Here is a 24,366-nt window from a genome sequence, read left to right as displayed (position 1 = left end):
CAGCGCGGGTCAGCCGCGTACGTGCCCCTCGCCGACGTACACGAACTTGGTGGAGGTCAGCTCGGGCAGGCCCATCGGCCCGCGCGCGTGCAGCTTCTGGGTGGAGATGCCGATCTCGGCGCCGAAGCCGAACTCGCCGCCGTCGGTGAACCGGGTCGAGGCGTTGACCGCCACGGCCGCCGAGTCGACCAGGGCGACGAACCGCTTGGCCGCCGTCTGCGAGTCGGTCACGATCGCGTCGGTGTGGGCGGAGCCGTAGCGGGTGATGTGGGCGACGGCCGCCTCCAGCGAGGGCACCACGGCGGCGGCGATGTCGTAGGAGAGGTACTCGCTGGAGTACTCCTCCTCGGTCACCGCGACCACGCCGTCGCCGCCCAGGGCCATGATCGCCGGGTCGCCGTGGACGGTCACGCCGGCCTCGGCCAGCGCCGCGACGGCCTTGGGCACGAACTCGGCGGCGATGGCCTCGTGGACGAGCAGCGTCTCGGCCGAGTTGCAGACCGACACCCGCTGGGCCTTGGAGTTCACCAGGATCTTCAGCGCGCGCTCCTGGTCGGCGGCGGCGTCGACGTACACGTGGCAGACCCCGACGCCCGTCTCGATGACCGGCACCGACGACTCCTCGACCACGCTGTTGATCAGGGACGCGCCCCCGCGCGGGATCAGCACGTCGACCAGCCCGCGCGCCCGCATGAGCTCCTTGACGGAGTCGCGTGTCAGGCCGGGCACGAGCTGCACCGCCCCGGAGGGCACGTCGGTGGCCTCCAGTGCCTCCTGCATGATCTTCACCAGCGCGGTGTTCGACGAGTAGGCGCTGGACGACCCGCGCAGCAGCACCCCGTTGCCGCTCTTCAGGCAGAGGGCGGCGGCGTCGACGGTCACGTTGGGCCGGCCCTCGTAGATGATCCCCACGACGCCCAGCGGCACCCGGATCTGCCGCAGCTCCAGGCCGTTGGGCAACGTGGAGCCCCGGATGACCTCGCCCACCGGGTCGGGCAACTCGGCGATCTCCCGGACGGCGTCGGCGATCTTCCCGATGCGCGGCACGTCGAGACGCAGCCGGTCGATCATCGCCTCGGACGTGCCGTCCTGCCGGGCCTTGGCGACGTCGGCGGCGTTGGCCTCGACGATCTCCTCCGCACGCGCGACCAGGGCGTCGGCGATGGCCCGCAACGCGGTGTCCTTGGCCGCGCGCGGCAACGGGGCAAGGAGCCGGGCGGCTTCCTTCGCCGCGTTCGCCACCTGCAGGAACTCGCTCATTGACCGCTCCTAGAGAATCACTATGTCGTCACGGTGGATCAGTTCACGCTCGTATTCCGGCCCGAGGGCGCTGGCCAGCTCCCGGGTCGACCGGCCGAGCAGGTCGGGGATCTCGCCGGAGTCGAAGTTGACCAGCCCGCGCCCGACGAGTTCCCCCGACGGCCCGCAGAGGTCGACCGGGTCGCCGGCGGAGAACTCGCCCTCGACCTTGAGAACACCGGCGGGCAGCAGGGACATCCGCCGCCCGGCCACCGCCTTCACCGCGCCCTCGTCGAGGTGCAGCCGCCCCCGGCCGGTGGTGGCGTGGGCGAGCCAGAGCAGGCGGGTGCCGGGGTGGCGGCCACCCGGGTGGAACACGGTGCCGACGTCGTCTCCGGCGAGCGCGTGGGCGGCGTGGGCGGCGGCGGTGAGCACGACGGGCACCCCGGCGCCGGTGGCGATCTTGGCGGCCTGGACCTTGGTGATCATGCCGCCGGTGCCCACCCGGCCCGAGGTGCCGAGTTCGACGCCTTCGAGGTCGTCGGGGCCGCGTACCTCGGTGATGCGGTTGGCTCCCCCCGGACGCCGCGGGTCGCCGTCGTAGAGGGCGTCGACGTCGGAGAGCAGGACCATCGCGTCGGCGTGGGTCAGGTGGGCGACCAGGGCGGCGAGGCGGTCGTTGTCGCCGAACCGGATCTCGTCGGTGGCCACGGTGTCGTTCTCGTTGACGACCGGGACGATGCCCAGCTCCAGCAGCCGCGCCAGGGTGCGCTGGGCGTTGCGGTGGTGGGAGCGCCGCATCATGTCGTCGGCGGTCAGCAGGACCTGGCCGACGCGCAGCCCGTAGCGGGCGAAGGAGCTGGTGTAACGTGCCACGAGCACGCCCTGGCCGACCGAGGCGGCGGCCTGCTGGGTGGCCAGGTCCTTCGGCCGGGCCTTCAGCCCGAGCGGACCGAGCCCGGCCGCGATGGCGCCGGAGGAGACGAGCACGATCTGGGTCCCGGCCGCGCGGCGGGCCGCCAGCACGTCGACCAGCGCGTCGACACGGTCGACGTCGATCATGCCCTGCGGGGTCGTCAGCGACGACGAGCCCACTTTGACGACGATCCGACCGGCCGTGCCGATGCGCTCCCGGACCATTTCGAGGTGCCCCCTAGTCGATGCGGTTGTCGGAGCCTCTGGGGCCGCCGACCCTGGCGCCCATGGTGGGCTGCCAGTCGAAGATGTAGCCGTTCTCCATCGAGCCGATCACGACCTCGGCGCCGGGCTCGGCCCCGGCGTTCACCAGGGCCTCCTCGACGCCCAGCCGTTCGAGACGGTCGGCCAGGTAGCCCACGGCCTCGTCGTTGGTGAAGTCGGTCTGCCGGATCCAGCGCTCGGGCTTCTCGCCGGTGACCTGGAAGGTGCGCTCGTTGACGCGGCGGACCGAGAACCCGGTCTCGCCGAACTGCTTAGGCCGGATGACCAGCCGCGTCGGCTCCTCGACGGGCTTGTCGGCGCGGTCGCGCTCGACCATCTCGGCCATCGCGAAGGCGAGCGGCTTGAGGCCCTCGTGGGTGGCGGCGGAGATCTCGAACACCTGCAGGCCGCGCTCCTCCAGGGAGGCCTTGACGAGGTCGGCCAGGTCACGCCCGTCGGGCACGTCGACCTTGTTCAGCACGACCATGCGGGGGCGGTCCTGCAGCGAACCGTAGGCCTCCAGCTCGGCCTCGATGACGTCGAAGTCGGTCAGGGGGTCGCGACCGGGCTCCAGGGTGGCGCAGTCGAGGACGTGCACGATCGTCGAGCAGCGCTCGACGTGGCGGAGGAACTCGTGGCCCAGGCCCTTGCCCTCCGACGCCCCCGGGATCAGTCCCGGCACGTCGGCCACGGTGAACACGACGTCTCCGGCCGTGACCACGCCGAGGTTGGGCACGAGCGTGGTGAACGGGTAGTTGGCGATCTTCGGCCGGGCCGCCGACAGCGCCGCGATCAGCGACGACTTCCCGGCGTTGGGGAACCCGACCAGCGCCACGTCGGCGACCGTCTTGAGTTCCAGGACGATGTCGCCCTCGTCGCCCGGCTCGCCCAGCAGCGCGAACCCGGGCGCCTTGCGCTTGGCGCTGGCCAGCGCGGCGTTGCCGAGCCCGCCGAACCCGCCCTGCGCGGCGACGTAGCGGGTGCCGACGCCGACCAGGTCGACCAGCACCTCACCGGTCTTGGCGTCCTTCACGACCGTCCCGTTGGGGACCTTCAGGACGACGTCCTCCCCGGTGGCGCCGTCGCGGTTGGCGCCCATGCCCTGCTTGCCGTTGGGCGCCTTGCGGTGCGGCCGGTGGTGGTATTCGAGCAGCGTGGAGGTGTTGGGGTCGACCTCCAGGACGACGTCGCCGCCCCGCCCGCCGTTTCCGCCGTCGGGGCCGCCGAGCGGCTTGAACTTCTCGCGGTGGACGGACGCGCAGCCGTTCCCGCCGTCTCCCGCCTTGATGTGCAGGAGGACGTGGTCCACGAAATCCGCCACAACGATCCTTTCGGTTCTAATGACAACGAGGCGGATCGGATAACCGACCCGCCTCGTCCTTACCGGTGTGCGCGGATCTACTCCGCGACCGGGATGATGCTGACCGCGCGGCGACCGCGCTTGCGGCCGAACTGCACGTGACCCGCCGACAGCGCGAACAGCGTGTCGTCGCCGCCACGGCCGACGTTGTCGCCCGGGTGGAAGTGCGTGCCACGCTGGCGGACGATGATCTCGCCGGCGTTCACGAGCTGGCCACCGAAGCGCTTGACACCGAGCCGCTGAGCGTTCGAGTCACGGCCGTTCCTGGTGGACGAGGCGCCCTTCTTGTGTGCCATGATTCACTACTTCCCGGAGTCGATGCCGGTGACCTTCACCTGGGTGTACCGCTGGCGGTGACCCTGGCGCTTCTTGTAACCGGTCTTGTTCTTGTACTTGAGGATGCGGATCTTGGGGCCCTTGACCTCGCCGAGAACCTCGGCGGTCACCGCAAAACGGGCCAGGGCGGCGGCGTCATGCGTGACATCGCCGTCGTTGACGACGAGGAGAGCCGGAAGCGTCAGCGAAGAACCAACCTCGCCCGCACCCGCGTCCACCTCGATGACGTCTCCGACGGAGACCTTCTGCTGCCTGCCGCCGCAACGAACGATCGCGTACACCGCGGAACCCTTCTTGTCTACTGGATGCTGCGCCCCGACATCCGATCGCTAACAGATGAACCGGCGAACCAGGAGGGGCGCGCGAAGCCAAGCGCGCCACCAGGGCGCGCCGGTTCTCTAGGGTACCGGGTTCCGGTCCCGAGGTCGAACCGAGCGGCCCGCCGGTGGTGAACTAATCCGCTGATCTTGACCGTCGGGACCTGCGCCGGGAGCGCGGCTGGTCGTCGACGGTGTCGGTCACCGTGTCGCGGGAGTCGTGGGCCGCGACGGCGTTGCCGCCGTTCTCGGCCTTCTCCAGCTTCTCGGCCACGGCCTTCTCGATCGCCATCTTGCCCTGCGTGCCACGCGGCTCGGGCTTCCCGTCGACCGGCTCGGTCGAGATGATCACCCCGCGCCCGTGGCAGCAGTCGCACTGCGTCGAGAACGCCTCCAGCAGCCCCTGGCCCACCCGCTTGCGGGTCATCTGCACGAGACCCAGCGAGGTGACCTCGGCCACCTGGTGCTTGGTGCGGTCGCGCGCCAGGCACTCGAGCAGGCGGCGCAGCACCAGATCGCGGTTGCTCTCCAGCACCATGTCGATGAAGTCGATCACGATGATGCCGCCGACGTCGCGCAGCCGGAGCTGGCGGACGATCTCCTCGGCGGCCTCCAGGTTGTTCCTGGTGACCGTCTCCTCCAGGTTGCCGCCCTGGCCGGTGAACTTGCCGGTGTTGACGTCGACGACGGTCATCGCCTCGGTCCGGTCGATCACCAGCGAGCCGCCCGAGGGCAGCCAGACCTTGCGCTCCATCGCCTTGGCGATCTGCTCGTCGACCCGGTAGGCGGCGAAGACGTCGACGTCCTCGTCCCACTTGGCGACGCGCTCGGCGAGGTGGGGGGCGACGTAGTCGACGTACTCCTCGACCGTCCGGGCGACCTCGTCACCCGAGACGACCAGGTTGGCGAAGTCCTCGTTGAAGACGTCGCGGACCACGCGGATCGTCATGTCGGGCTCGGCCGACAGCAGCTCCGGCGGGCTCGCCGACTTGGCCTTCTTCTGGATGCTCTCCCACTGGGCCGCCAGGCGGGCGACGTCGCGGGCCAGCTCCTCCTCCGAGGCCCCCTCGGCGGCGGTGCGCACGATCACGCCCGCGTTCTCGGGCATGACCTTGCGCAGGATCTGCTTGAGCCGGGTGCGCTCCTTGTCGGGGAGCTTGCGGGAGATGCCGGTCATCGAGCCGTCGGGCACGTAGACCAGGTATCGGCCGGGGAGGCTGATCTGGGAGGTGAGCCGGGCGCCCTTGTGGCCCATGGGGTCTTTGGTGACCTGCACCAGCACCGACTGGCCCGACTTCAGCGCGGCCTCGATGCGGCGCGGCTGACCTTCGAGCCCGGCGGTGTCGAAGTTGACCTCACCGGCGTAGAGCACCGCGTTGCGGCCCTTGCCGACGTCGACGAACGCCGCCTCCATCGAGGGCAGCACGTTCTGCACCTTGCCGAGGTAGACGTTGCCGACGTAGGACTGGCTCGCCTCGCGGTCGACGTAGTGCTCGACCAGCACGCCGTCTTCGAGCACCGCGATCTGGGTGCGGCCGCCGTGACGGCGCACGACCATGACGCGCTCGACCGACTCGCGGCGGGCCAGGAACTCCGACTCGGTGATGATCGGCGGACGGCGGCGGCCCAGCTCGCGCCCCTCGCGGCGGCGCTGCTTCTTGGCCTCCAGCCGCGTGGACCCGCGGAAGCCCTGCACCTCGTCGACCGACGACGTGGTGGTGCGGCCGGCCCGCGGCGCCCGGATGCGCACGACGGTGTTGGGCGGGTCGTCGGAGACGACCGCGTCGTCCTCGCCGCCCCGGCGGCGACGGCGGCGACGGCGGCGCGAACCGCCCTCGGAGCCCTCGTCGTCGGCGTCCTCGTCGGACTCCTCGGCGGCGGCCTGGGGCTCCTCCTCGGACTCCTGGGCCTCGCCGTTCTCATCGCGGACCCGCCCTCGGCCACGGCCGCCACGGCGGCGCCGGCGACGGCGCGAGCCGTCGCCTGACTCGTCGTCGCCCTCGTCGTCGGACTCCTCCTCGGCCTCCTCGGCGGCGACCGGCTCGGGTTCGGGCTGCGGCTGGGCCGGAGGCTGCGGGGCCGGCTGCTGCGGCCGGGCCGGGACCGCGGCGGCGGCGTCGGGCGCCTGGAACAGCGGCTGGAAGACGGCGGCCGGACGCTGGAAGGTGTACTGCTGCGGCTGCTGCTCGGCCGCGTGGAAGCCGAACGGGTCGGCCAGCCGCGACGGCTTGGCGCCCTCGTCGAGGTCTTCGAGGTCCTCACCGGCCGGCTCGTCGTCGAGCGGCTCCTCGGTGGGCAACGTGAACATCATCGCGGCCGCGACCTGGGCCTCCGCCGCGTTCAGCGCACTGGATCGTTCCGTGGCGCCTTCTTCGTCCCTCTTGCGGGTGCGGCGCCGTCTGGTCGGCTTCTCGTCCTCTTCGGAGACCGCCTCCGGCGTCTCCTCGGTCTTCTTTCTGGTACGGCTCCGCCGCACGGGCGTGGCCGTCTCGGCGTCGGGCGCGACCTCGGCCTGAGCCGCCTCGACGGCCGCCGTGACCTCGGGCGCGGCCGACTCCACGACGACCTCGGAGACCTGGCCGACAGCCGACGGCGCTTCCGCGGCCTGCCCGGCGGTCTCCGGAGCGGCGGCCTCCTTGGCCGCGCGGCTGCGCGTCGTGCGCTTACGGGCCGGGCGGCTCTCGCTCACCTCGGCCTCGGCGGGCGCGGCGGGCGTCTCGCCGGTCGCGGCCTCGTCGTCGGCGGAACGGGTCCGCCGACGGGTGCGCTTGGGCTTCTCGGCGGCTTCCGGAGCCGCAGGCGCGGCTTCCGTGGACGCGCCGTTGGAGGCCGACGCGGCGGCCGGAGGTGCCGGGTCGGTCGTCGAAACCCCCGAACCGATGGCGGTGGCCACGGACGCCTGGATGGCGGGCGCCGGGGGGATCTCGTCGGGTTCCGGCGGCGGACCCGCCGGCCGGCTGGCCGACCGTCTGCGGGCAGGCTTCGCCGTTGTCACCGAGGACGTCGTATCTGCAGTTGTCGTATCGCCGACAGTGGGCTCGTTGTCGAGCATGCGGGCGCTCTCCCGTCAGCCCCCGGGCGCGTTTCCGCGCCGCGCGGGGGCTCTTCTCGTCTCTCGTGGTCCGCCCGGCCACCTTCCGGGGCCATGGCGGCAAGTCCTATTGGTCTCCACCAACCCGGTCGGCTTCGAGCGGGTCGGCGGGCTCACCGGTCGACGCGTCCAGGGGCCCCTGCGCCAGCCTGGTCACCGAAGGCGGTGACGGCGGCGCGAAGTCGGCCACGAGACGCAGACCCATGAGCACGTCGTCGGGTCGGACGGCCGGAGTTTCGTGCCGAACAACCATGCGAAGTATGACACACGACTGATTCGGCCCTCCCTCCACGTGATCGTCCTGGTCAGCGGTCAGCGACACCACGGCCCCCCGGGCGTCGAAGTTCCGCATCCCCTTCTTGGTCAGGCGTTCGACCGCGACCTCTCCTGCGGTCATGAATTCCTTCACCGCACCCTCGGCCGCCGCCGGATCGGCTCCCGGCAGGCGCACCTCCCACAACGAGCCCTCCAGCCGGTCGGCCAGGCTGCCCGCGCGTGCCTCGACCACGTCGAGGACGTCGAGGCCCGGCGGCAGCGAGGCGTCGAGGGCGGCGCGCAACTCCTGCGGACGGCAGGGGCGGGTCACCGCGATCTCGAGGTATTCGGCCTCGCTGGCCACCCCGGTGGGGGCGGCACCCGCGTAGGAGATCCTCGGGTGAGGGCTGAACCCGGCGCTGAAGGCCACCGGGATGTCAGCCCGCCGGACCGCCCTTTCGACGGCACGGGAGATGTCGCGGTGACTCGTGAAGCGCAGCCGCCCTCGTTTCGCGTAGCGCACGCGCAGACGCTGCGCCACCGGCGCGGGCGGGGGCCCATCGGGTGCGGGTTTCAGAGGTCCGTGTTCCTTCCAGTCTCGTTTCGTGGGCCTGGGGGAAGCCGCTCCCCCGGGCCGTCTTCCTCAGGATACGACCGTCAGCGGGAGCAGTTTGCGGCCCGTCGGGCCGATCTGGATCTCCGTGCCCATGGTCGGGCAGACGCCGCAGTCGTAGCAGGGCGTCCAGCGGCAGTCTTCGACCTCGACGTCGTTGACGGCGTCCTGCCAGTCCTGCCAGAGCCACTCGCGGTCGAGGCCGGCGTCGAGGTGATCCCACGGGAGCACCTCGTGCTCCTCGCGCTCCCGGATGGTGTACCAGTCGACGTCGACCGGCTCCCCGTCGAGCGCCTCGGCGGCGCAGGCCATCCACCGGTCGTACGAGAAGTGCTCGCTCCAGCCGTCGAAACGGCCCCCGTCTTCCCAGACCGCTCGGATGATCTTGCCGACGCGGCGGTCGCCCCGGGACAGCAGGCCCTCCACGATCGACGGCTTGCCGTCGTGGTAGCGCATGCCGATCGCCTTGCCGTACTGCTTGTCGTTGCGCAGGGCGTTGCGGAGCTCCCGCAGCCGCCGGTCGACGGTCTCGTGGTCGGCCTGCGCCGCCCACTGGAACGGGGTGTGCGGCTTGGGCACGAACCCGCCGATCGACACCGTGCAGCGGACGTCGCGCGACCCGGTCGCCTCACGGCCGGCCTGGATGACCTTCCGCGCCAGATCGGCGATGCCGAGGACGTCGACGTCCTCCTCGGTCGGCAGGCCGCACATGAAGTAGAGCTTCACCTGCCGCCACCCCTGGCTGTAGGCCGTGGTGACGGTGCGGATCAGGTCTTCCTCGCTGACCATCTTGTTGATGACCTTGCGCATCCGCTCCGAGCCGCCCTCGGGGGCGAAGGTGAGCCCGGACCGGCGCCCGTTGCGGGAGAACTCGTTGGCCAGGTCGATGTTGAACGCGTCGACCCGGGTCGACGGCAGCGAGAGCGAGACGTTGCTGCCCTCGTAGCGGTCGGCCAGGCCCTTGGCGACGTCGCCGATCTCCGAGTGGTCGGCGCTCGACAACGACAGCAGCCCGACCTCGCTGAAGCCGGACTCCCTGATGCCGTTGTCGACCATCGCGCCGATCGTGGTGATCGACCGTTCGCGCACCGGACGGGTGATCATGCCCGCCTGGCAGAACCGACAGCCGCGGGTGCAGCCCCGGAAGATCTCCACGCTGAACCGCTCGTGGACCGTCTCGGCCAGCGGAACCAGCGGCTTCTTCGGGTAGGGCCACTCGTCGAGGTCCATCACGGTGTGCTTGAACACCCGCGAGGGAACCCCCGAACGGTTGGGCACGACCCGCTTGATCCGCCCGTCGGGCAGGTATTCGACGTCGTAGAACCTCGGGACGTAGACCCCGCCGGTCTCGGCCAGCCGCAGCAGCACGCCGTCGCGCCCGCCGGGCTCGCCCTCGGCCTTCCACTCGCGGATGACCTCGGAGATCGCGATGGCGATCTGCTCGCCGTCGCCGAGCACGGCGGCGTCGATGAAGTCGGCGATCGGCTCGGGGTTGAACGCCGCGTGGCCGCCGGCCAGCACGATCGGGTCGTCGGGACCCCGGTCGGCCGCGCTGAGCGGGATGCCCGCCAGGTCGAGCGCGGTCAGCATGTTGGTGTAGCCGAGCTCCGTCGAGAACGACAGGCCCAGCACGTCGAACGCGCGCACCGGCCGGTGGGCGTCGACGGTGAACTGCGGGACGCCTTCGGCCCGCATCAGCCGCTCCAGGTCGGGCCAGACCGCGTAGGTCCGCTCGGCCAGGGTCTCGGGGAGCTCGTTGAGGATCTCGTAGAGGATCTGGACGCCCTGGTTGGGCAGGCCGACCTCGTAGGCGTCGGGATACATCAGCGCCCAGCGAACCGTGGCCTCGTCCCAGTCCTTGACCGTCGAGTTGAGCTCACCCCCGACGTACTGGATCGGCTTCTGCACCTTGGGCAGCAGGGCTTCCAGGCGGGGAAACAGCGACTCGACAGACATGTGACCCAGGGTATAGGAGCTAGAAGGCGCGCCAGGTCCGGTTGTCGCCCGCCCGGAGCGAGGCCAGCCGGAACCGCAGCACTCCCAGGGCCTCGCGGTCGAGGTGGGCGTTCCTCAGCAGCGCCGTCAGGGTCTGGAGCTCCCGGGTGTCGCGCAGCACCGGATAACCGGCCCAGTGGCGGATGTCGTAGCCGTAGGCCTCGACGAATCCGTCGCGCTGCGCCTCGGTGAGACCGAACCTGACCCCGGCCATGGTCGGCGCCAGGTCGATCTCACGTGGCCCGGCGCTCACCGAGTCCCAGTCGCACAGCAGGTGGCCCCCAGGTGTACGGAGCAGGTTTCCCCGGTGCGCGTCACCGTGAACGAGTCCGTACGGCAGGGAGAACTCCAGCCGCTCGTAATAGGCGTCGGAGAGCGCCGAGCACCGTTCGGTCAGCCACTCGCGCTCTTCGGGATCGATCGCGCGGGCGTCCGCGATGGCCCGCCTGATGGTCCCGAACGGGTCGTAGGTCGGCAGGTCGAACGGCACCGGCGGCAGCGCGTGCAGCCGCCGGAGCAGCAGGCCGAGCGGGACGGGACCGGGGGGCGGGCCGTCCTGCTCCTCGTAGTGCCAGAAGGTCACCAGGTGGCCGTCGACCGCGATGGGCTGACGGACCTCGGCGGGCCGGGTGGCCGGGAAGCCCTGCGCGGACAACCACCGGGTGACCTTGATGGAGGTGACCAGGCGGTCGTACTTGCCGGGCGTGGTGGCGGTCGCCATGCGTACCACCAGACCCTCTTCCGGCAGGTGGTAGACGACGTTGGCGAAGCTGCGCAGGAGCCGGGCCCCGGCGGAGCTCAGACCGGCCTCGCGGCAGGCCTCGATCAGCGCTCCCGGGATTCCGGCGACGAGGGGGACGGTCACGGGGAGAGCCTCCGCTGGTCGGATGCGGCCACGGTGTGGGTGAGGCCGACGGAGCAGAACCCCTCGATCTGGCGGGCCATCCGGTCGGACACCAGCGACCGGCTGGCCGCGAGGGTGGCCCCCAGGCTGTCGATGCGCCGGTCGGGAGGCAGTTCGAGCAGTGGCGCCACGGCCTGCTCGGCGCCCTCCTGGTCGTCCTCCATGACGTAGGCGATGGCCAGATGGGCGCGGGCCATGGCCTCGCACCCGTAGGAGCGGTTCTCCCGCTCGTCGGTGGAGTAGAGGGCGATCGACTCGGCCGCCTCCTGGATCGCCCGGGAGGCGTCGCCCAGATGGAGATGGGTGACGGCGGCGTAGTAGTGCTGCTTGGCGGGCCGGAAGGCGAACTCCCCGGCGATCTCGTCGTGGAGCTCGTCGCGGCCGCCCCGGGCGCGCGCCTCCTCGGCCCGCAGCAGGGCCTCCCGCGCCTCTTCGGTACGGCCCAGCATCGCGGCCGACCGGGCCCGGAGCATGTAGAGCCGGGCCCCGCCCGACCCCGTGTTGAGATGGGTGAGCGCGTCTCCGGCGTACCGGAAGCTGTCCTCGTAACGCCGGTCCCACAGGGCCACCGACGCCTGCATCCCGCGTGACCACCCCATGAGGGAGGTGTTCCCCGCGATGCGGCCGTACGTCCACGCCGCGCGGGCGAGGGTGTCGGCGGGCAGCCGGCGGCCCATGTCCATGCTGGCGTTGGCCATCAGGCCGCAGAGCGCGCCGGTGAGGAAGTAGAGGTCCTGCGCCTGTCCGGGGTGGATGCGCCGGTCGAGGGCCTTGCGGGTCTGCTCCTGCAACACCCGCATCTCGATGAACAGCGGGAGCGGCGACTCCCAGACGTAGCGCCGGCCCACCCAGACCACCTGCGTGCGTAAACGTTCCAGCGCGCCCGCGCCGAGCTCGCTGTTCTCGACCTCCTCGGCGTGCTCGCTGGCCTCGCGCGCGGCGTCCTCGACCGGGTCGGCGGTGCCGGCCGCGGCGTGTGCCCGGCGGGCCTCCTCGGGTGTGTAGTCGCGGGCGAAGCCGAGCTGCACCGGGCCGGTCTCGAACAGCCGGCACAGCAGGTCGGTGTACTCACGGTCGGGCCGCGCCCCGGCCTCCCACTCCCGCCAGGAGCGTTCGGACAGGCCGCGCCGTTTGATGCCGGCCCGGTCGCACATGCCGTGGAACCGCTCGATCGCCTCTTCGACGGTCCAGCCGTTGGCCAGCCGCATGCACTTCAGGCGTGAGGTCTGCGGGGAACCGGCGTGGATCTCCTCCGCGATCTGGTGGATGATCGCGGTCGAGGGCGGTTCACCCAGCGCCGCGAGGGTGCGGTCGCGGATCGCCGAGGCGAACTGGATGGCGGAACGGTCGGCGCCGCGGGCGGAGTAGGTCATGCTCTCTCCAGGTGGGGACGGTGCCACGCTAGCGTCGCGATCGTCACGAAACGGTCACCGCGCAGCCTGCGAGCCGCTCTCACGGCCCGTCCGGAAAGGGCCCACCTCACCGCCGCTCCGGACCTGGGCCATGAACAACTGCCCGCAGAGGCTGCCCGGGGTGTCGGCGAACCACACCATCGGCGGGTTGCCGGCCGCCGCGGCGGCCCACCGGCCGTTGCCGTAAACGATCCGGTAATCGGGAAAGGCCTTGCGGAGCAGGTCCAACGCGCGCATTCGCTCACGCGCCTCGTCGTCCGGGGTCACGCTTCCTCCGTCTGCGGAGTCACCGCCTATTCAAGGTTCGTTCCCAGAGTGTTCGCCGAACCGTGGCGGCACCAGTGAGAGCCCGCCGCACCTTCATGCGGACCACTCTCAGGTACGCCGCCCGCTGTGGATGGCCTGGAGCATCCCCACGCTGATCATGTTGGCCAACGTGGCGGTTCCTCCGTAGGAGACGAACGGGAGCGGCAGTCCCGTGATCGGCATGATGCCGATCGTCATCCCGACGTTGATGAACGTCTGGAACGCGAACCAGCAGACGATCGCCGCCGCGACCAGCGCGCCGAACCGGTCGTCGCACTGCCGCGCGATCGTGATCCCCCGGACGAGCACCACGCCCAGCAGGACCACCACCGTGATCGCGCCGAGGAAGCCGAACTCCTCGCCCGCGACGGTGAAGATGAAGTCGGTGTGCTGCTCGGGCACGAACCGGCCGGTGGTCTGCCCGCCCTGGAAGAGCCCCTTGCCGTAGATCTCGCCCGAGCCGATCGCGATCAGCGACTGGGTGGCGTTGTAGCCGAAGCCGCGCGGGTCGCTGGCCGGGTTCATGAACGCGGTGAACCGGGCGACCTGGTAGGGCTGCAGCAGCCCCAGGAACCACACCAGTCCCGCCGCCACCACGGCGACGACCAGCACGAGGGCGATCCAGCGCTTGCGGATGCCCGAGAAGACCAGCACGCTGCCGGTGATCACCGCCAGCACCATCGTGGTGCCGAGGTCGGGCTGGAGCATGACCAGCCCCATCGTCAGCGCCGCCGCCGCCAGCGACAGCGCCACGTCGAGCGGCCGGGGCCGGTCGGTGCCCTCGGCGGGCTCCGACAACAACATCGCCAGTAGCAGGATCAGCGCGGGCTTGGCCAGCTCGGAGGGCTGCAGTCCGAAGCCGCCGCCGAGCATGATCCACGAGTGGGAGCCGTTGACGGTCGACCCGACCGGCGTGATCACCAGCGCCAGCAGGGCCAGCCCGGCCGCGTAGGCGACCGGCGCGTAGGCCCGCAGCCGCCGATGGTCGACCATCGAGACAAGACCGCACAACACGGCGCCGACACACAGGATGAGCAGGTGCTTCTTCAGCATGCCGGTCGGCTCGACCGCCGTCCAGGTGCGGGTGGACGACCACACCAGCAGGGTGCTGATCGTGCACAACGCGGCCACGGAGACGAACAGCAGGCCGTCCATCCGCCAGACGGCGGCGTCGGTCCCGATGGCCCGGCTGGCCAGCGACCGCTTGCGGATCCGGGTGATCGGCGCGGACATCAGCGCTTCACCGTCCCGTCGGGGCCGATGACCGGCAGGTGCTCGGCCGGGCGTCCGGCGGGCAGGGCCGCCGGCTGCTTGTTCAGGCCGTAGATGCCCTCGTAGATCTGCCGCACGGCCGGGGCGGCGGCCGAACCGCCCATGCCGCCCTGGGAGACCATGGCGACGACCACGAAACGGGGGTTCTTGGTGGGCGCGAACGAGGCGAACCAGGAGGTGTCCTGCTTGCCGTAGACCTCGGCCGTACCGGTCTTGCCGCCGATGCGGACCACGTCCATCGGGAAGCCGCCGAAGGCGCCCGCGGCCGTACCGTCGGAGGCGACCTCGCTGAGGGCGTTCCTGATGTAGTCGCGGGTCTTCTTGTCGATCGGCAGCTTGCCGATCACGGGCGAGTCGATGATCTTGGACGAGCTGCCGTCGGGACGCATCAGCGCCCAGCCGATGCGCGGGCTGCGCAGCTTGCCGTCGCCGACCAGCGCGGCGTAGGCGTTGGCGAGCTGCAGCGGCGTGACCAGCACGTCGCCCTGGCCGATCGAGAAGTTGGCGGCGTCACCGGGACGCCACTGGAAACCCTCCAGGCAGTTCTCGTAGGCGAGTTGCTTGAGGAAGGCGGCGCGGCCGGCGTCCTTGACCTCGGGGTAGCCGGTCTTGGCCCGGTTGCAGTTGGTCTTGCGGGTGGCCGCCCACAACTCCTTCTTCCAGAAGCGGTCGGGGATCCGGCCCGGCGACTCGCCGACGAGGTCGACGCCGGTGAGCTTGCCGAAGCCGTAGGCGCGCGCCATCGCGGCCATCGGGTCCTTGGCGGTCGCCTTGGGCTGCATGCCGCCGTCGCGCTGCCACATCTCGTAGGCCGCGCGGTAGAAGATCGTGTCGCACGACTTCACCAGGGCGGTGTGCAGGTTCATGGGACCGAGGCCGATGCCCCGGAAGTTGTTGAACGCCCGCGCGCCGACCATGTAGGAGCCGGGGCAGTCGTAGGTGCCGTTGAGCGGGTAGCCGTCGGCGACCATCGCCGACACCGAGCTGACCTTGAACGTCGAACCCGGCGCGAAGGTGCCCTTGATCGCCCGGGAGACCAGCGGCTTGCCCGCCTTCTCCGACAGCAGCGTCTGGTATTCCTTCTCGGAGATGCCGCCCGTCCAGACCCGGGGGTCGTAGCTGGGCATGCTGGCCATCGCGATCACCCGGCTGTTGCGCGCGTCGAGCACGACCCCGGCGGCGCCGTCGGCCTGGGGCGCCTTCTTCATCGCGTCGGCCAGCGCCTTCTCGACGATCGACTGGACACGCGCGTCGATGCTGGTGATCAGGGTGTCGCCGGCCACCGGCGCGACCTGCTGCTCGACGCCGATCGCCTTGCCCATCCGGTCGACCTGGACCCGGCGCAGGCCGGGGGTGCCGCGCAGCTGGTGGTCGTAGACGGCCTCGAGACCGTCGCGCCCCACGAGGTCGACACCCGAGAAGCTCGTTTTGAGGCCCTGGCGCTTCTCCAGCTCCTCCTGGGTGACCGGCTGAAGGTAACCGAGCACCTGGGAGGCGTCGGACCCGCCCGGGTAGTCGCGCAGCGCCTGGACCTCCGCGGTCACTCCGGGGAACTCCTCCTGGCGTTCCAGGATGGTCAGCGCCTCGCGCTGGGTCACCCGGTCGTCGACCGGGATCGGCTGGTAGGGCGAGCCCGTCCAGCACGGACGGCTGACGCCCGGCCCGCACGACCGCAGCCGCTCCCGCAGCTTGGTCACCGGAGTGCCGAGCACGGCGGAGAGCTTCTCCAGCACGTCCTGCCCGCCGCGCGGCATGCGCTCCAACTGGGTGCGGTCGACCGACACCACGAGCCGGGTCAGGTTCCGCACCAGCGGCCGCCCGGTCGAGTCGAGGATCTGGCCGCGCAGCGCGGGCACCATGACCGCGCGGGTGCGCGTCTCGGTCGCCTTCGCCACGTATTGCTGCCCCCGCACGACCTGCACCTGGTAGAGGCGCACGCCGAGGACGACGAGCAGGGCCAGCACCGCCACGTGGAGCACCACGAAACGGGTCCGCATCCGGGTCATGAGCGCCTCCACCCCGGCACCGCCGCCGCCGTCGCCTTCTCGGGCCGGGGCCCGCACACCTTCAGCACCGCCCACACCACGACGGGCGCGGCCAGCAGGTTGACCAGCGCCGCCATGGGCCACACCGCCTCGAACGTCCGCATATCGATTCCCGGATCACCCAGCAGACCGCTCACCGCCAGCGCGAACGCCGGCGCCCCCACCGCGCACGCCGCGACGGTGAGCAGCGGCCACCGTTCGCCCCACCGCCCCGCCGTGAAGCCGACCAGGCACAGGACCAGCGCGTGCTGGCCCAGGGCGTGGTCGGCGGGCGGCAGCAGGTCGGCGCCCAGGCCGGCGAAGAACCCGATGGTCGCCCCGGCGACCGGCCCCCGGATCGCGCTCAGCGCGATCACCACGAGCAGCACGAAGTCGGGCATGGCCGACAGCGGCAGCCGGTTGACCACCGTCACCTGCAGCACGAGGGCGGTGAGCACGAGCAGCGTGGTGAGCAGGATCCGGGGCATTCAGATCACGCCGCCTCGTCGTCCGATATGGACGTCTCGCCGTCGCGCCCGCCGGGCGTCCGCGTGTCACCCGGAGCGGTGTCGTCAGGAGCGGTGTTGTCAGGAGCGGTGTTCTCAGGAGCGGCGTCGCCATCCTGGGTGTTCTCCGGCGCCGTGTTCCCCGGGTCAGCGGGGGCCTGGTTCGCCGGGCCGGTCTCCGGGGTGACAACGCCGGGCCGCGCGACCTGCGGCGGCGCCTGCTGGCCGGGCAGCGCCGTGGTCGCGGGTTTCGGTTTGGGCTTCGGCTTGGCCGCGGGTTTGGGCGCCGGCGGCAGGAGCGCGTCACGCGGATCGCGCTTCGGCCCCTCGACCACCACGCCGACGACGTCGACCGAGCTGAGGTCGGCGAACGGCCTCGCGTAGGCGGTGCGGGTGAGCTCACCCGGCGTCGCCTCGACCTTCTCGATCACGCCGATCGGCACCCCGGCCACATAGGGCACGCCCTGCTGCGAGCCGAAGCTCACCAGCCGGGTGCCGACCGTGATCGGCAGGGTCGAGTCGAGCAGCCGGAACATGATCCGCCGCCCCGAGTTGCCGTTGGCGCCCAGGCCGCTGATCACCCCCAGCTCGCCGCTGTTCTCGATCCGGGCCCCGGTCGAGGAGGCCGGGTCGCACAGCAGCACGACGGTCGCGGTCGACGTGGTCGCCCGGACCACCCGCCCGACGAGCCCTTGACCGTTGAGCACGGTCATGTCGGGCTTGATCCCGTCGGCGGTGCCGGCGTCGATCTCCACGGCGTCTTCGAAGCCGGGCGACGCGCGGCGCGCCACGACCTGTGCCGGCACGACCTTGTAACCGCCCAGGCCGGACAGCCCGAGCATGGCCTGCAGTTCGGCCGAGCGGCGCTTGTCGATCCGCTGGGAGGACAGTTCGCCCTCCAGCTCGGCGTTCTGCGCCTTCAGGCTGGTGATCTGCTCCCGCGACCCCTGCGCGCCGGCGAGCGCGCCGACGAAGCCGCCGATCGGCTCGGTGATCGTGGAGACCCCACGCTCGACCGTGCCGAACGCCGAGGTGACGATCGTGCGCAGAGGCCCGAACACGGGCGTGTTCTCGCTCCGGTGGTCCACCGTGATCAGGACCAGGGCCACGGCCAGCAGCAGGCCGAGGAACAGACGGGAGCGGCGGCTGTCTTTCATCGTTCTCAGTTCCTCGCCTCGGGCACGAGCACCTGCTGCAGGGCGTCGAAGTCCTCCACGCACCGGCCGGAGCCGAGCGCGACCGAGTCGAGCGCGTTGTCTACCAGGTGGACGGGCATGCCGGTTTCCTCACGCAGCAGGGCGTCCATGCCCTTGAGCAGGCCGCCGCCGCCGGTCAGGGCGAGGCCGCGGTCCATGAGGTCGCCGGACAGTTCGGGCGGGCACTTGTCGAGGGTCGACTTCACCGCGTCGACGATGGAGCTGACCTGCTCGGCGATCGCCTCGCGGATCTCCCTCGCCGACACGACCACGGTCTTCGGCAGGCCGCTGACCAGGTCACGGCCGCGGATCTCGGCCTGTGGCTCCTCGGCCGACGCGCACGCCGAACCGATGGCGATCTTCACTTCCTCGGCGGTGCGCTCGCCCAGCATGAGCGAGTGCTCCTTCTTGGCGTACGTGATGATCGCCTGGTCGAGCTCGTCGCCGCCGACCCTGATCGACTGGCTGGTGACGATGCCGCCCATCGAGATGATCGCCACCTCGGTGGTGCCGCCGCCGATGTCGACGACCATGTTGCCGGTCGGCTCGTGGACGGGCAGGCCCGCCCCGATGGCCGCCGCCATGGGTTCCTCGACGATGTAGACGCGCCGGGCGCCGGCCTGGTAGCCGGCCTCCTTGACGGCGCGCTGCTCGACGCCGGTGATGCCGCTCGGCACCGCGACGATGATGCGTGGCTTGGCGAAGTGCCGCCGTTTGTGCACGCGCTGGATGAAGTATCGGAGCATGCGCTCCGTCACGTCGAAGTCGGCGATGACGCCGTCTTTGAGTGGTCGCACCGCGACGATGTTGCCTGGCGTACGGCCGATCATCCGTTTCGCCTCGATGCCGACCGCGACAATGCGGCCGGTCGAGGTGTTGATCGCCACGACGGACGGCTCGTTGAGCACGATGCCGCGCCCCCGCACGTAGACCAGGGTGTTGGCGGTGCCGAGATCGACCGCCATGTCGCGGCCCAGGAAAGCAAAGTGGCTGCCCATAGGGAAGGAGGCCTTCCTTCAGGTGGTTAGCGGGAGTAACGCATCGCACTCGAATCGTAACGGGTCGTACCCAACGCCGAGCACACCGACCCCACCCCATTTGCATAAATCCGCTGGTCACGGGCTTTCAGGCGGCGAAAACGCAAGAAAGCCCCGGCGTGGCCGGGGCTTTCAGGAGGGTTCCTCAGAACCGGTCGGGGAAGAAAATCTTGATCTCCCGCGCGGCGGACTCGGGGGAGTCGGAGCCGTGGACCACGTTCTCGCCGATCTCCAGGGCGTGGTCGCCGCGGATGGTGCCGGGGGCCGACTTCACCGGGTCGGTGAGCCCGGCCAGGCCTCGGAAGGCCTCGATGGCGCGCGGGCCCTCGACGACCAGGGCGACCAGCGGAGCGGAGGTGATGAAGTCGACCAGCTCGCCGAAGAACGGCCGCTCGGAGTGCTCCGCGTAGTGGGTCTTCGCGGTTTCGGCGTCGAGCTGACGCAGCTCCATGGCCGCGATGGTCAGGCCCTTGCGCTCGATGCGGGCGATGACGTCGCCGATGAGGCCGCGGCGGACACCGTCCGGCTTGATGAGGACGAGCGTGCGCTCGGACACGGGATCACTCCTTTGTGAAGGCTTCGTGGGAATCCGAGGGAAGCTTACCGGTCGGATTCGTCACCCTCGGCAATCACTTCGGGCGACGGCGTCGGCGCGGGAACGACCACCTTGGGCTCCTCGGCGGCGGCCACCCGGTTGGCCCGGCGGGCCGACAACGCCGACAGCCCGAGCACGAGCACCACGCCGAACCCGCCGACCAGCGCCCACACGTGAAGGGCCTCGACGAACCCGTCGACCATGCCCTGGTAGGTCGCCATCCCCGATGGGGCGGCCGACCGCAACCAGGTCACCTGAATGCCCGTACCGAGCAGGAACCCGGCCAGCATGGCCGGAAAGAGCAGCGCGAGCCCGAACAGGGCCGCCACGGGCCCGGCCAGCCGCAGCGCGCTCACCAGCGCCACCGCCGCACCGGCGGCCATCAGGGTGAACGGCACCGCCAGCAGCAGCCCGTCGGCCGCGGGCACCAGCACCCGGATCGCGCACAGGCCCACGACCAGCACGACCAGCCCCGCCCCCACGAGCTTGGTGCTCTTCTCCTCGGGCGCCCGCCCGGCGACCCAGACCGCCCCGAGCGTGCCGATCACCGACACCACGAGCGGCCAGCCCATCGCGTCGAGCCCCGGCCCCCCGAGCCACGGCATCTCGACATAGGTCACCTGCGCCGCCGTCGGCAGCACGACCAGACCCACGGCCACACACGTGAACCCGAGAGTGCGCGCCCCCGCCGTGGACGCCGAGACCGCCAGCCCGAGCATCGCCACGAGCGCCAGACCGGCCACCGCGACGACCAGGCCCGAGGGCCAGTCGAAGGTGGTGCCGACCGCGAGCACCGCGATCCCGGCCGAGGGGACCGCCGCCATCAGCAACCGGGAACGTTCCGCCGACCCCGGCGGCGTGGAGATCAGCAGCCGGTCGGTCGCCGCCGCCGTGGTCTCCCACGCCAGCCGCCAGAGCACCAGATAGACCGCGGCCAGGCTGAGCGCCAATCCCGTCAGCAGCGGGAACGGCTGGAGCGTCACGGCCCACGACCGCACGTTGTCGATCGGCCAGAGCGCCAGCGCCTGGGCGGTGACCAGCGAGACCGCCAGCATCCCGGCCCACAGGGCGAGCAGCCCGCGCCGGGCCCGCCGTTCCCCGGCCGCGACCAGCGTCGCCGGGATCAGCAGCCCGGCCCCGACGCCGTGCACCACCCGCAGCACGCCCACGAGGGCCGGCCCGTCGGCGTAGCCCCCACCGGCGTCGGCGGCGGCCAGCATCGCCAGCCCCAGGACGAGGACCGGCGCCGCCTTGAACCGCCGAACGGCGACCGCCGCCAGCGGCACCGTCAGGAGCATCACCGGCAGCGCCAGGCCATGGGCCCGCATCATGTCGATCTGGGAGACGCCCGGCGGCAGCAGCGCCGCCACCTGAGAGATCGTGTTGGGAATCGACACGATGGCCAGCGGCAGGGCCACGGCGATCAGCATCGCGACGACGGCGTCGGTGACGACCGGCCGCCGGGCCAGACGCACGACGTCTACCGCGAGCGCCCGGACCCGCTGGGGCAGGGCTGGCTGAAATGGGGGGACGGCCATGGCGACCGACTTTAGCGCTTCGTCGCCCCTTCGACACGGCGAGCGACGATAATCGCGGTCACCCACAGCGCCGTGAAGATCACCCCGAGGAAGAACATGGTCGTCACCATGAATCCCGAGGCGATCGCGAGCACCTGGACGACGCTGCCCAGGACGTACCCGGCCGGTTTCCTGAGCAGCCCGGCGGCGACGACGCACAGGACGGCGAGCCCGCAGCCCACCCCGACGGCGATCGGCGGATCGACCTTGCCGACCACGATCGCGACGGGGGTCATCAGCGCGACGACGATCGCCTCCATGCCGAGCACCGAGGCGCCCAGCCGCCGCATTCCCGGCGTCACATCGAAGTTCATCATCCGGCCTTCAGCAGAATTCGGGCATCACCGGCGGTTACCACCGAGCCGGTGATGAGCACACCGGAACCATACTCGTCACCCTCGTCGGCCAGCCCGACGGCCACGTCGATGGCGTCGTCGAGCCGCGCCGACGCGTGCACGCGGTCGGGCCCGAACACGCCCCTGGCGCGGTCAGCCAGGTCGTCGACCTCCATGGAACGCGGCGAGGAGTTCCGGGTGACCACGACCTCCTCGACGATCGGCTCCAGGAGTTCCAGCATCGTCTCGACGTCCTTGTCGGCCATGACGGCCAGCACCGCGATCAACCGGGTGAACCCGAACGACTCCCCGATCGCGTCGATGGTCGCCTCCATGCCCCCGGGGTTGTGCGAGGCGTCGACGAGCACCGTGGGCCCGCGCCGCACGACCTCCAGCCGCCCCGGGCTGGTCACCTGGCCGAACGCCTGCCTGACGAGCTCCTCGCCGAGCGGCTCGGCCGCCGTGGAGAGCGCCTCGACGGCCGCCAGCGCGGTCGCGGCGTTCCCGGCCTGGTGGGCGCCGTAGAGCGGCAGCAGCACCTCTTCATAGGTGGCGTTCAGCCCGCGCAGGTGCAGCAGCTGCCCGCCCATCGCGAGCTCGCGCCCGAGCACCCCGAACTCGAGGCCCTCCCGCGCGACCGTGGCCCCGACCTCGGCGGCCCGTCGCACGATCACCTCGGCCGCCGCAAGCTGCTGCTGGGCGAGGATCACGGTCGACCCGGGCTTGATGATGCCGGCCTTCTCCCCCGCGATCGTCTCGACGTCGGGCCCCAGGTATTCGGTGTGATCCAGCGAGACCGGCGTGATCACCGCGACCGTGCCGTCGGCGACGTTCGTGGCGTCCCAGGTGCCGCCCATGCCCGTCTCGACCACCGCGACGTCGACGGGCGCGTCGGCGAAGGCCGCGAAGGCCATCGCGGTGAGCACCTCGAAGAAGCTCAGCCGCCCGAACTTCTCGTCGACGATGCCGAAGTAGGGCTCCAGCTCCTCGTAGACCTCGACGAACCGCTCCTCGGAGATCGGCTCGCCGTCGATCGAGATCCGGTCGCGCATGCTGGCGAACTCGGGCGAGGTGTAGCGCCCCACCCGCAGGTTCCGCTCCCTGAGCAGCGCCTCCACCATCCGCGCCGTGCTCGACTTCCCGTTGGTGCCGGCGATGTGAATGATCGGGTACGCCGCCTGCGGGTTCCCCAGCAGATCGACGAGTGCCGCCATCCGGTCGAGGGTCGGATCGATGTCCCATTCGACACCGCGGGCACGAATCGCGGCCTCAACAGCGTGGATCGTCACCCGCTCAGCTTAGGGCCGTTCCCTAAGCTGTCGGGAATGAGCTCCGACGAGGCCTTCTTCAAGGAATGGACCACCCGCGCCCCCGGCTCCCGCCGGGACCTGGGCCGTGCCCGGCGCCTGGCCGGGGCCGTGGGCGCGGTGGCCGCCGTACCGGTGCTGACCGTCGTCGGCAGCAAGGGCAAGGGCACCACGGCAACGTACGCGTCGGCCTACCTGGCCTCGACCGGCGCCCGTGTGGTCACGGTGACCAGCCCCGGACTCCGCAGCAACTGCGACCGCATCCGCGTCGACGGCGTCTCGATCTCCGCCGACCACCTGGCCGCGTTGGGCAGCCGCCTGACCTCCGTCCCGCTGCCGCCCTCCGGCGGCTATCTCTCCCCGGCGGGCCTGTTCACCCTCGCCGGCGTCCTGCACGCCCAGGACGTCGAGGCCGACTACCTCGTTCTCGAAGCGGGCATGGGCGGCGCCTCCGACGAGGTGAGCCTGTTCCCCGCCGAGGTGGTGGCCGTCACCGAGATCTTCGCCGAGCACATCGGCATCCTCGGGGAGACCGTGGCGGAGATCGCCCGGGAGAAGGCCGGCGTCATCACGCCGGAGACGAAATGGGCCGTGACCCTCCCCCAGTCCCCCGACGTCCGGGCCCAGCTGAAGGCCCGCGCCGGAGACCGCCTCCGCGAGATCACCCCCGAGGCGACGCCCTGGACCAGAAACGCCCTCCTGGGCCGATCCGCCGCCGCCCACCTGACCGACGCACAGCCGACCCCTGTGTCGGTACGCCTCCCGGCCCGCTTCTCCCACCACGACATCGGCGGAACACGCCTGATCATCGACTCCCCCATCACCGGCGCCGGCGTGCGGATGTCGATCGACCGGGCCCTGACCGAATGGGGAGGCGTCGACCGCGTCCTGCTGTGCCTTCCGGACCACAAGGACCTGGACGGCGCCATCGAGGCCCTCAAGGACCTCCCCGTGACCTTCGTACGGCTCCCCGACACCCACCTGAACTTCACCCGGCCCCTGCCGCCCGACTGGGACGTCACCACGATCGACGACGTCGACGCACGCTACGTCGAGGCCCTCGGAGGCAGGGTCCTGGCCCTGGGGACGGTCTATTTCACCGGCCACCTGCTGGACAACCTCGACATCCCCACGGACCGCCTGTTCTGAAAACGCAGAAAGCCCGGCCGAATGGCCGGGCCCCTGCCCCGTGAAACGTCGAAGGCCCCGATCAAATGATCGGGGCCTCCGGTATAAAAATTGTCCGGCGGTGTCCTACTCTCCCACACCGTCCCCGGTGCAGTACCATCGGCGCTGGAGGGCTTAACTTCCGGGTTCGGAATGTAACCGGGTGTTTCCCCTCCGCCATAACCGCCGTAACTCTAGCGAACCTGCTTATGGTTCGAGAGTTGCATAGTCGACGCGAACATTTATGGTCAAGTCCTCGGCCTATTAGTACCGGTCAGCTCCACACATTACTGTGCTTCCACTCCCGGCCTATCAACCCGGTCGTCTACCGGGGGCCTTACCC

The 24,366-nt window shown here is 71.0% G+C and carries 21 protein-coding genes and 2 rRNA genes; 1 reads left to right on the top strand and 22 read right to left on the bottom strand.

Annotated features, from left to right (window positions below; translation table 11 throughout):
* Nucleotides 1–9: 9 nt before the first annotated feature.
* The 20 genes from GT755_RS05845 to GT755_RS05750 form a co-directional block, all read right to left on the bottom strand.
* A complete protein-coding gene (locus GT755_RS05845; RefSeq protein WP_161478715.1) occupies nucleotides 10–1,260 on the bottom strand; it encodes a glutamate-5-semialdehyde dehydrogenase in 1,251 nt (416 codons plus the stop codon).
* A 9-nt stretch (nucleotides 1,261–1,269) separates the two neighbouring features.
* Entirely contained in the window at nucleotides 1,270–2,379 is a 1,110-nt protein-coding gene (gene proB / locus GT755_RS05840) for a glutamate 5-kinase (protein ID WP_202609720.1), read from the bottom strand.
* 13 nt (nucleotides 2,380–2,392) lie between these two features.
* Nucleotides 2,393–3,739: a GTPase ObgE gene (obgE, locus tag GT755_RS05835; RefSeq protein ID WP_161478714.1), complete on the bottom strand. Its 1,347-nt coding sequence runs from the start codon at nucleotides 3,737–3,739 to the stop codon at nucleotides 2,393–2,395.
* A 77-nt stretch (nucleotides 3,740–3,816) separates the two neighbouring features.
* Nucleotides 3,817–4,074 carry a 50S ribosomal protein L27 gene (gene rpmA, locus GT755_RS05830; protein WP_030454820.1) on the bottom strand — a complete coding sequence of 86 codons (258 nt, stop codon included), beginning with the start codon at nucleotides 4,072–4,074 and terminating at the stop codon, nucleotides 3,817–3,819.
* 6 nt (nucleotides 4,075–4,080) lie between these two features.
* Entirely contained in the window at nucleotides 4,081–4,395 is a 315-nt protein-coding gene (rplU, locus tag GT755_RS05825; protein WP_030454821.1) for a 50S ribosomal protein L21, read from the bottom strand.
* A 172-nt stretch (nucleotides 4,396–4,567) separates the two neighbouring features.
* On the bottom strand, nucleotides 4,568–7,483 hold the full coding sequence (locus tag GT755_RS05820; RefSeq protein WP_161478713.1) for an Rne/Rng family ribonuclease: 2,916 nt from the start codon (nucleotides 7,481–7,483) through the stop codon (nucleotides 4,568–4,570).
* Nucleotides 7,484–7,589: 106 nt separating this feature from the next.
* On the bottom strand, nucleotides 7,590–8,300 hold the full coding sequence (locus GT755_RS05815) for a TIGR03936 family radical SAM-associated protein (protein WP_328794198.1): 711 nt from the start codon (nucleotides 8,298–8,300) through the stop codon (nucleotides 7,590–7,592).
* Nucleotides 8,301–8,420: 120 nt separating this feature from the next.
* On the bottom strand, nucleotides 8,421–10,346 hold the full coding sequence (locus tag GT755_RS05810; RefSeq protein ID WP_161478711.1) for a TIGR03960 family B12-binding radical SAM protein: 1,926 nt from the start codon (nucleotides 10,344–10,346) through the stop codon (nucleotides 8,421–8,423).
* Between the two features lie 19 nt (nucleotides 10,347–10,365).
* On the bottom strand, nucleotides 10,366–11,250 hold the full coding sequence (locus GT755_RS05805) for a phosphotransferase family protein (protein ID WP_161478710.1): 885 nt from the start codon (nucleotides 11,248–11,250) through the stop codon (nucleotides 10,366–10,368).
* A complete protein-coding gene (locus tag GT755_RS05800; RefSeq protein ID WP_161478709.1) occupies nucleotides 11,247–12,662 on the bottom strand; it encodes a tetratricopeptide repeat protein in 1,416 nt (471 codons plus the stop codon). Before GT755_RS05800 ends, GT755_RS05805 begins: the two co-directional genes overlap by 4 nt.
* A gap of 54 nt (nucleotides 12,663–12,716) precedes the next feature.
* Nucleotides 12,717–12,968 (bottom strand): hypothetical protein, encoded by a 252-nt coding sequence (locus tag GT755_RS05795; RefSeq protein ID WP_062335186.1) that lies wholly within the window; start codon nucleotides 12,966–12,968, stop codon nucleotides 12,717–12,719.
* 108 nt (nucleotides 12,969–13,076) lie between these two features.
* A complete protein-coding gene (rodA, locus tag GT755_RS05790; protein WP_161478708.1) occupies nucleotides 13,077–14,240 on the bottom strand; it encodes a rod shape-determining protein RodA in 1,164 nt (387 codons plus the stop codon).
* Nucleotides 14,240–16,285, bottom strand: coding sequence for a penicillin-binding protein 2 (gene mrdA / locus GT755_RS05785; protein ID WP_161478707.1), 2,046 nt, complete (start codon nucleotides 16,283–16,285; stop codon nucleotides 14,240–14,242). The genes rodA and mrdA overlap by 1 nt, the downstream gene beginning before the upstream one ends.
* Nucleotides 16,282–16,791 carry a rod shape-determining protein MreD gene (mreD, locus tag GT755_RS05780; RefSeq protein ID WP_161478706.1) on the bottom strand — a complete coding sequence of 170 codons (510 nt, stop codon included), beginning with the start codon at nucleotides 16,789–16,791 and terminating at the stop codon, nucleotides 16,282–16,284. The genes mrdA and mreD overlap by 4 nt, the downstream gene beginning before the upstream one ends.
* A 5-nt stretch (nucleotides 16,792–16,796) precedes the next feature.
* A complete protein-coding gene (mreC, locus tag GT755_RS05775) occupies nucleotides 16,797–17,966 on the bottom strand; it encodes a rod shape-determining protein MreC (protein ID WP_161478705.1) in 1,170 nt (389 codons plus the stop codon).
* A gap of 5 nt (nucleotides 17,967–17,971) precedes the next feature.
* Nucleotides 17,972–19,003, bottom strand: coding sequence for a rod shape-determining protein (locus tag GT755_RS05770; protein WP_030454832.1), 1,032 nt, complete (start codon nucleotides 19,001–19,003; stop codon nucleotides 17,972–17,974).
* Nucleotides 19,004–19,187: 184 nt separating this feature from the next.
* Nucleotides 19,188–19,598, bottom strand: coding sequence for a nucleoside-diphosphate kinase (ndk, locus tag GT755_RS05765; protein ID WP_030454833.1), 411 nt, complete (start codon nucleotides 19,596–19,598; stop codon nucleotides 19,188–19,190).
* A 44-nt stretch (nucleotides 19,599–19,642) separates the two neighbouring features.
* The gene (locus GT755_RS05760) at nucleotides 19,643–21,175 is read right to left on the bottom strand and encodes a lysophospholipid acyltransferase family protein (protein WP_161478704.1); all 1,533 of its coding nucleotides are present in this window, start codon (nucleotides 21,173–21,175) and stop codon (nucleotides 19,643–19,645) included.
* A gap of 11 nt (nucleotides 21,176–21,186) precedes the next feature.
* Nucleotides 21,187–21,528, bottom strand: coding sequence for a DUF4233 domain-containing protein (locus tag GT755_RS05755; protein WP_235966157.1), 342 nt, complete (start codon nucleotides 21,526–21,528; stop codon nucleotides 21,187–21,189).
* Nucleotides 21,528–22,838 carry a bifunctional folylpolyglutamate synthase/dihydrofolate synthase gene (locus tag GT755_RS05750; protein ID WP_328794194.1) on the bottom strand — a complete coding sequence of 437 codons (1,311 nt, stop codon included), beginning with the start codon at nucleotides 22,836–22,838 and terminating at the stop codon, nucleotides 21,528–21,530. The genes GT755_RS05755 and GT755_RS05750 overlap by 1 nt, the downstream gene beginning before the upstream one ends.
* A gap of 36 nt (nucleotides 22,839–22,874) precedes the next feature.
* Between GT755_RS05750 and GT755_RS05745 the strand changes: the two genes are divergently transcribed.
* A complete protein-coding gene (locus GT755_RS05745; protein ID WP_161478702.1) occupies nucleotides 22,875–24,005 on the top strand; it encodes a folylpolyglutamate synthase/dihydrofolate synthase family protein in 1,131 nt (376 codons plus the stop codon).
* A 92-nt stretch (nucleotides 24,006–24,097) separates the two neighbouring features.
* Here GT755_RS05745 and rrf read toward each other — a convergent pair.
* Nucleotides 24,098–24,214: ribosomal RNA gene (gene rrf / locus GT755_RS05740) — 5S ribosomal RNA — on the bottom strand.
* 53 nt (nucleotides 24,215–24,267) lie between these two features.
* A 23S ribosomal RNA gene (locus GT755_RS05735) occupies nucleotides 24,268–24,366 on the bottom strand; the annotation flags it as partial.

It is taken from the genome of Herbidospora solisilvae (assembly GCF_009901565.1).
In the GTDB taxonomy this organism is placed as follows: Bacteria; Actinomycetota; Actinomycetes; order Streptosporangiales; family Streptosporangiaceae; genus Herbidospora; species Herbidospora solisilvae.
The sequence above is the reverse complement of the archived record's forward strand: the minus strand, read 5'-3'. Positions and strand labels throughout refer to the sequence as shown.

Excerpts from the sequence above, each read along its gene's own strand:
- GT755_RS05810 (WP_161478711.1), bottom strand. The coding sequence starts at position 10,346 with ATGTCTGTCGAGTCGCTGTTTCCCCGCCTGGAAGCCCTGCTGCCCAAG.
- GT755_RS05745 (WP_161478702.1), top strand. The coding sequence starts at position 22,875 with ATGAGCTCCGACGAGGCCTTCTTCAAGGAATGGACCACCCGCGCCCCC.
- rpmA (WP_030454820.1), bottom strand. The coding sequence starts at position 4,074 with ATGGCACACAAGAAGGGCGCCTCGTCCACCAGGAACGGCCGTGACTCG.
- GT755_RS05770 (WP_030454832.1), bottom strand. The coding sequence starts at position 19,003 with ATGGGCAGCCACTTTGCTTTCCTGGGCCGCGACATGGCGGTCGATCTC.
- mrdA (WP_161478707.1), bottom strand. The coding sequence starts at position 16,285 with ATGACCCGGATGCGGACCCGTTTCGTGGTGCTCCACGTGGCGGTGCTG.
- GT755_RS05760 (WP_161478704.1), bottom strand. The coding sequence starts at position 21,175 with ATGGCCGTCCCCCCATTTCAGCCAGCCCTGCCCCAGCGGGTCCGGGCG.
- GT755_RS05755 (WP_235966157.1), bottom strand. The coding sequence starts at position 21,528 with ATGAACTTCGATGTGACGCCGGGAATGCGGCGGCTGGGCGCCTCGGTG.
- rodA (WP_161478708.1), bottom strand. The coding sequence starts at position 14,240 with ATGTCCGCGCCGATCACCCGGATCCGCAAGCGGTCGCTGGCCAGCCGG.
- GT755_RS05820 (WP_161478713.1), bottom strand. The coding sequence starts at position 7,483 with ATGCTCGACAACGAGCCCACTGTCGGCGATACGACAACTGCAGATACG.
- GT755_RS05845 (WP_161478715.1), bottom strand. The coding sequence starts at position 1,260 with ATGAGCGAGTTCCTGCAGGTGGCGAACGCGGCGAAGGAAGCCGCCCGG.
- proB (WP_202609720.1), bottom strand. The coding sequence starts at position 2,379 with ATGGTCCGGGAGCGCATCGGCACGGCCGGTCGGATCGTCGTCAAAGTG.
- GT755_RS05800 (WP_161478709.1), bottom strand. The coding sequence starts at position 12,662 with ATGACCTACTCCGCCCGCGGCGCCGACCGTTCCGCCATCCAGTTCGCC.
- mreC (WP_161478705.1), bottom strand. The coding sequence starts at position 17,966 with ATGAAAGACAGCCGCCGCTCCCGTCTGTTCCTCGGCCTGCTGCTGGCC.
- mreD (WP_161478706.1), bottom strand. The coding sequence starts at position 16,791 with ATGCCCCGGATCCTGCTCACCACGCTGCTCGTGCTCACCGCCCTCGTG.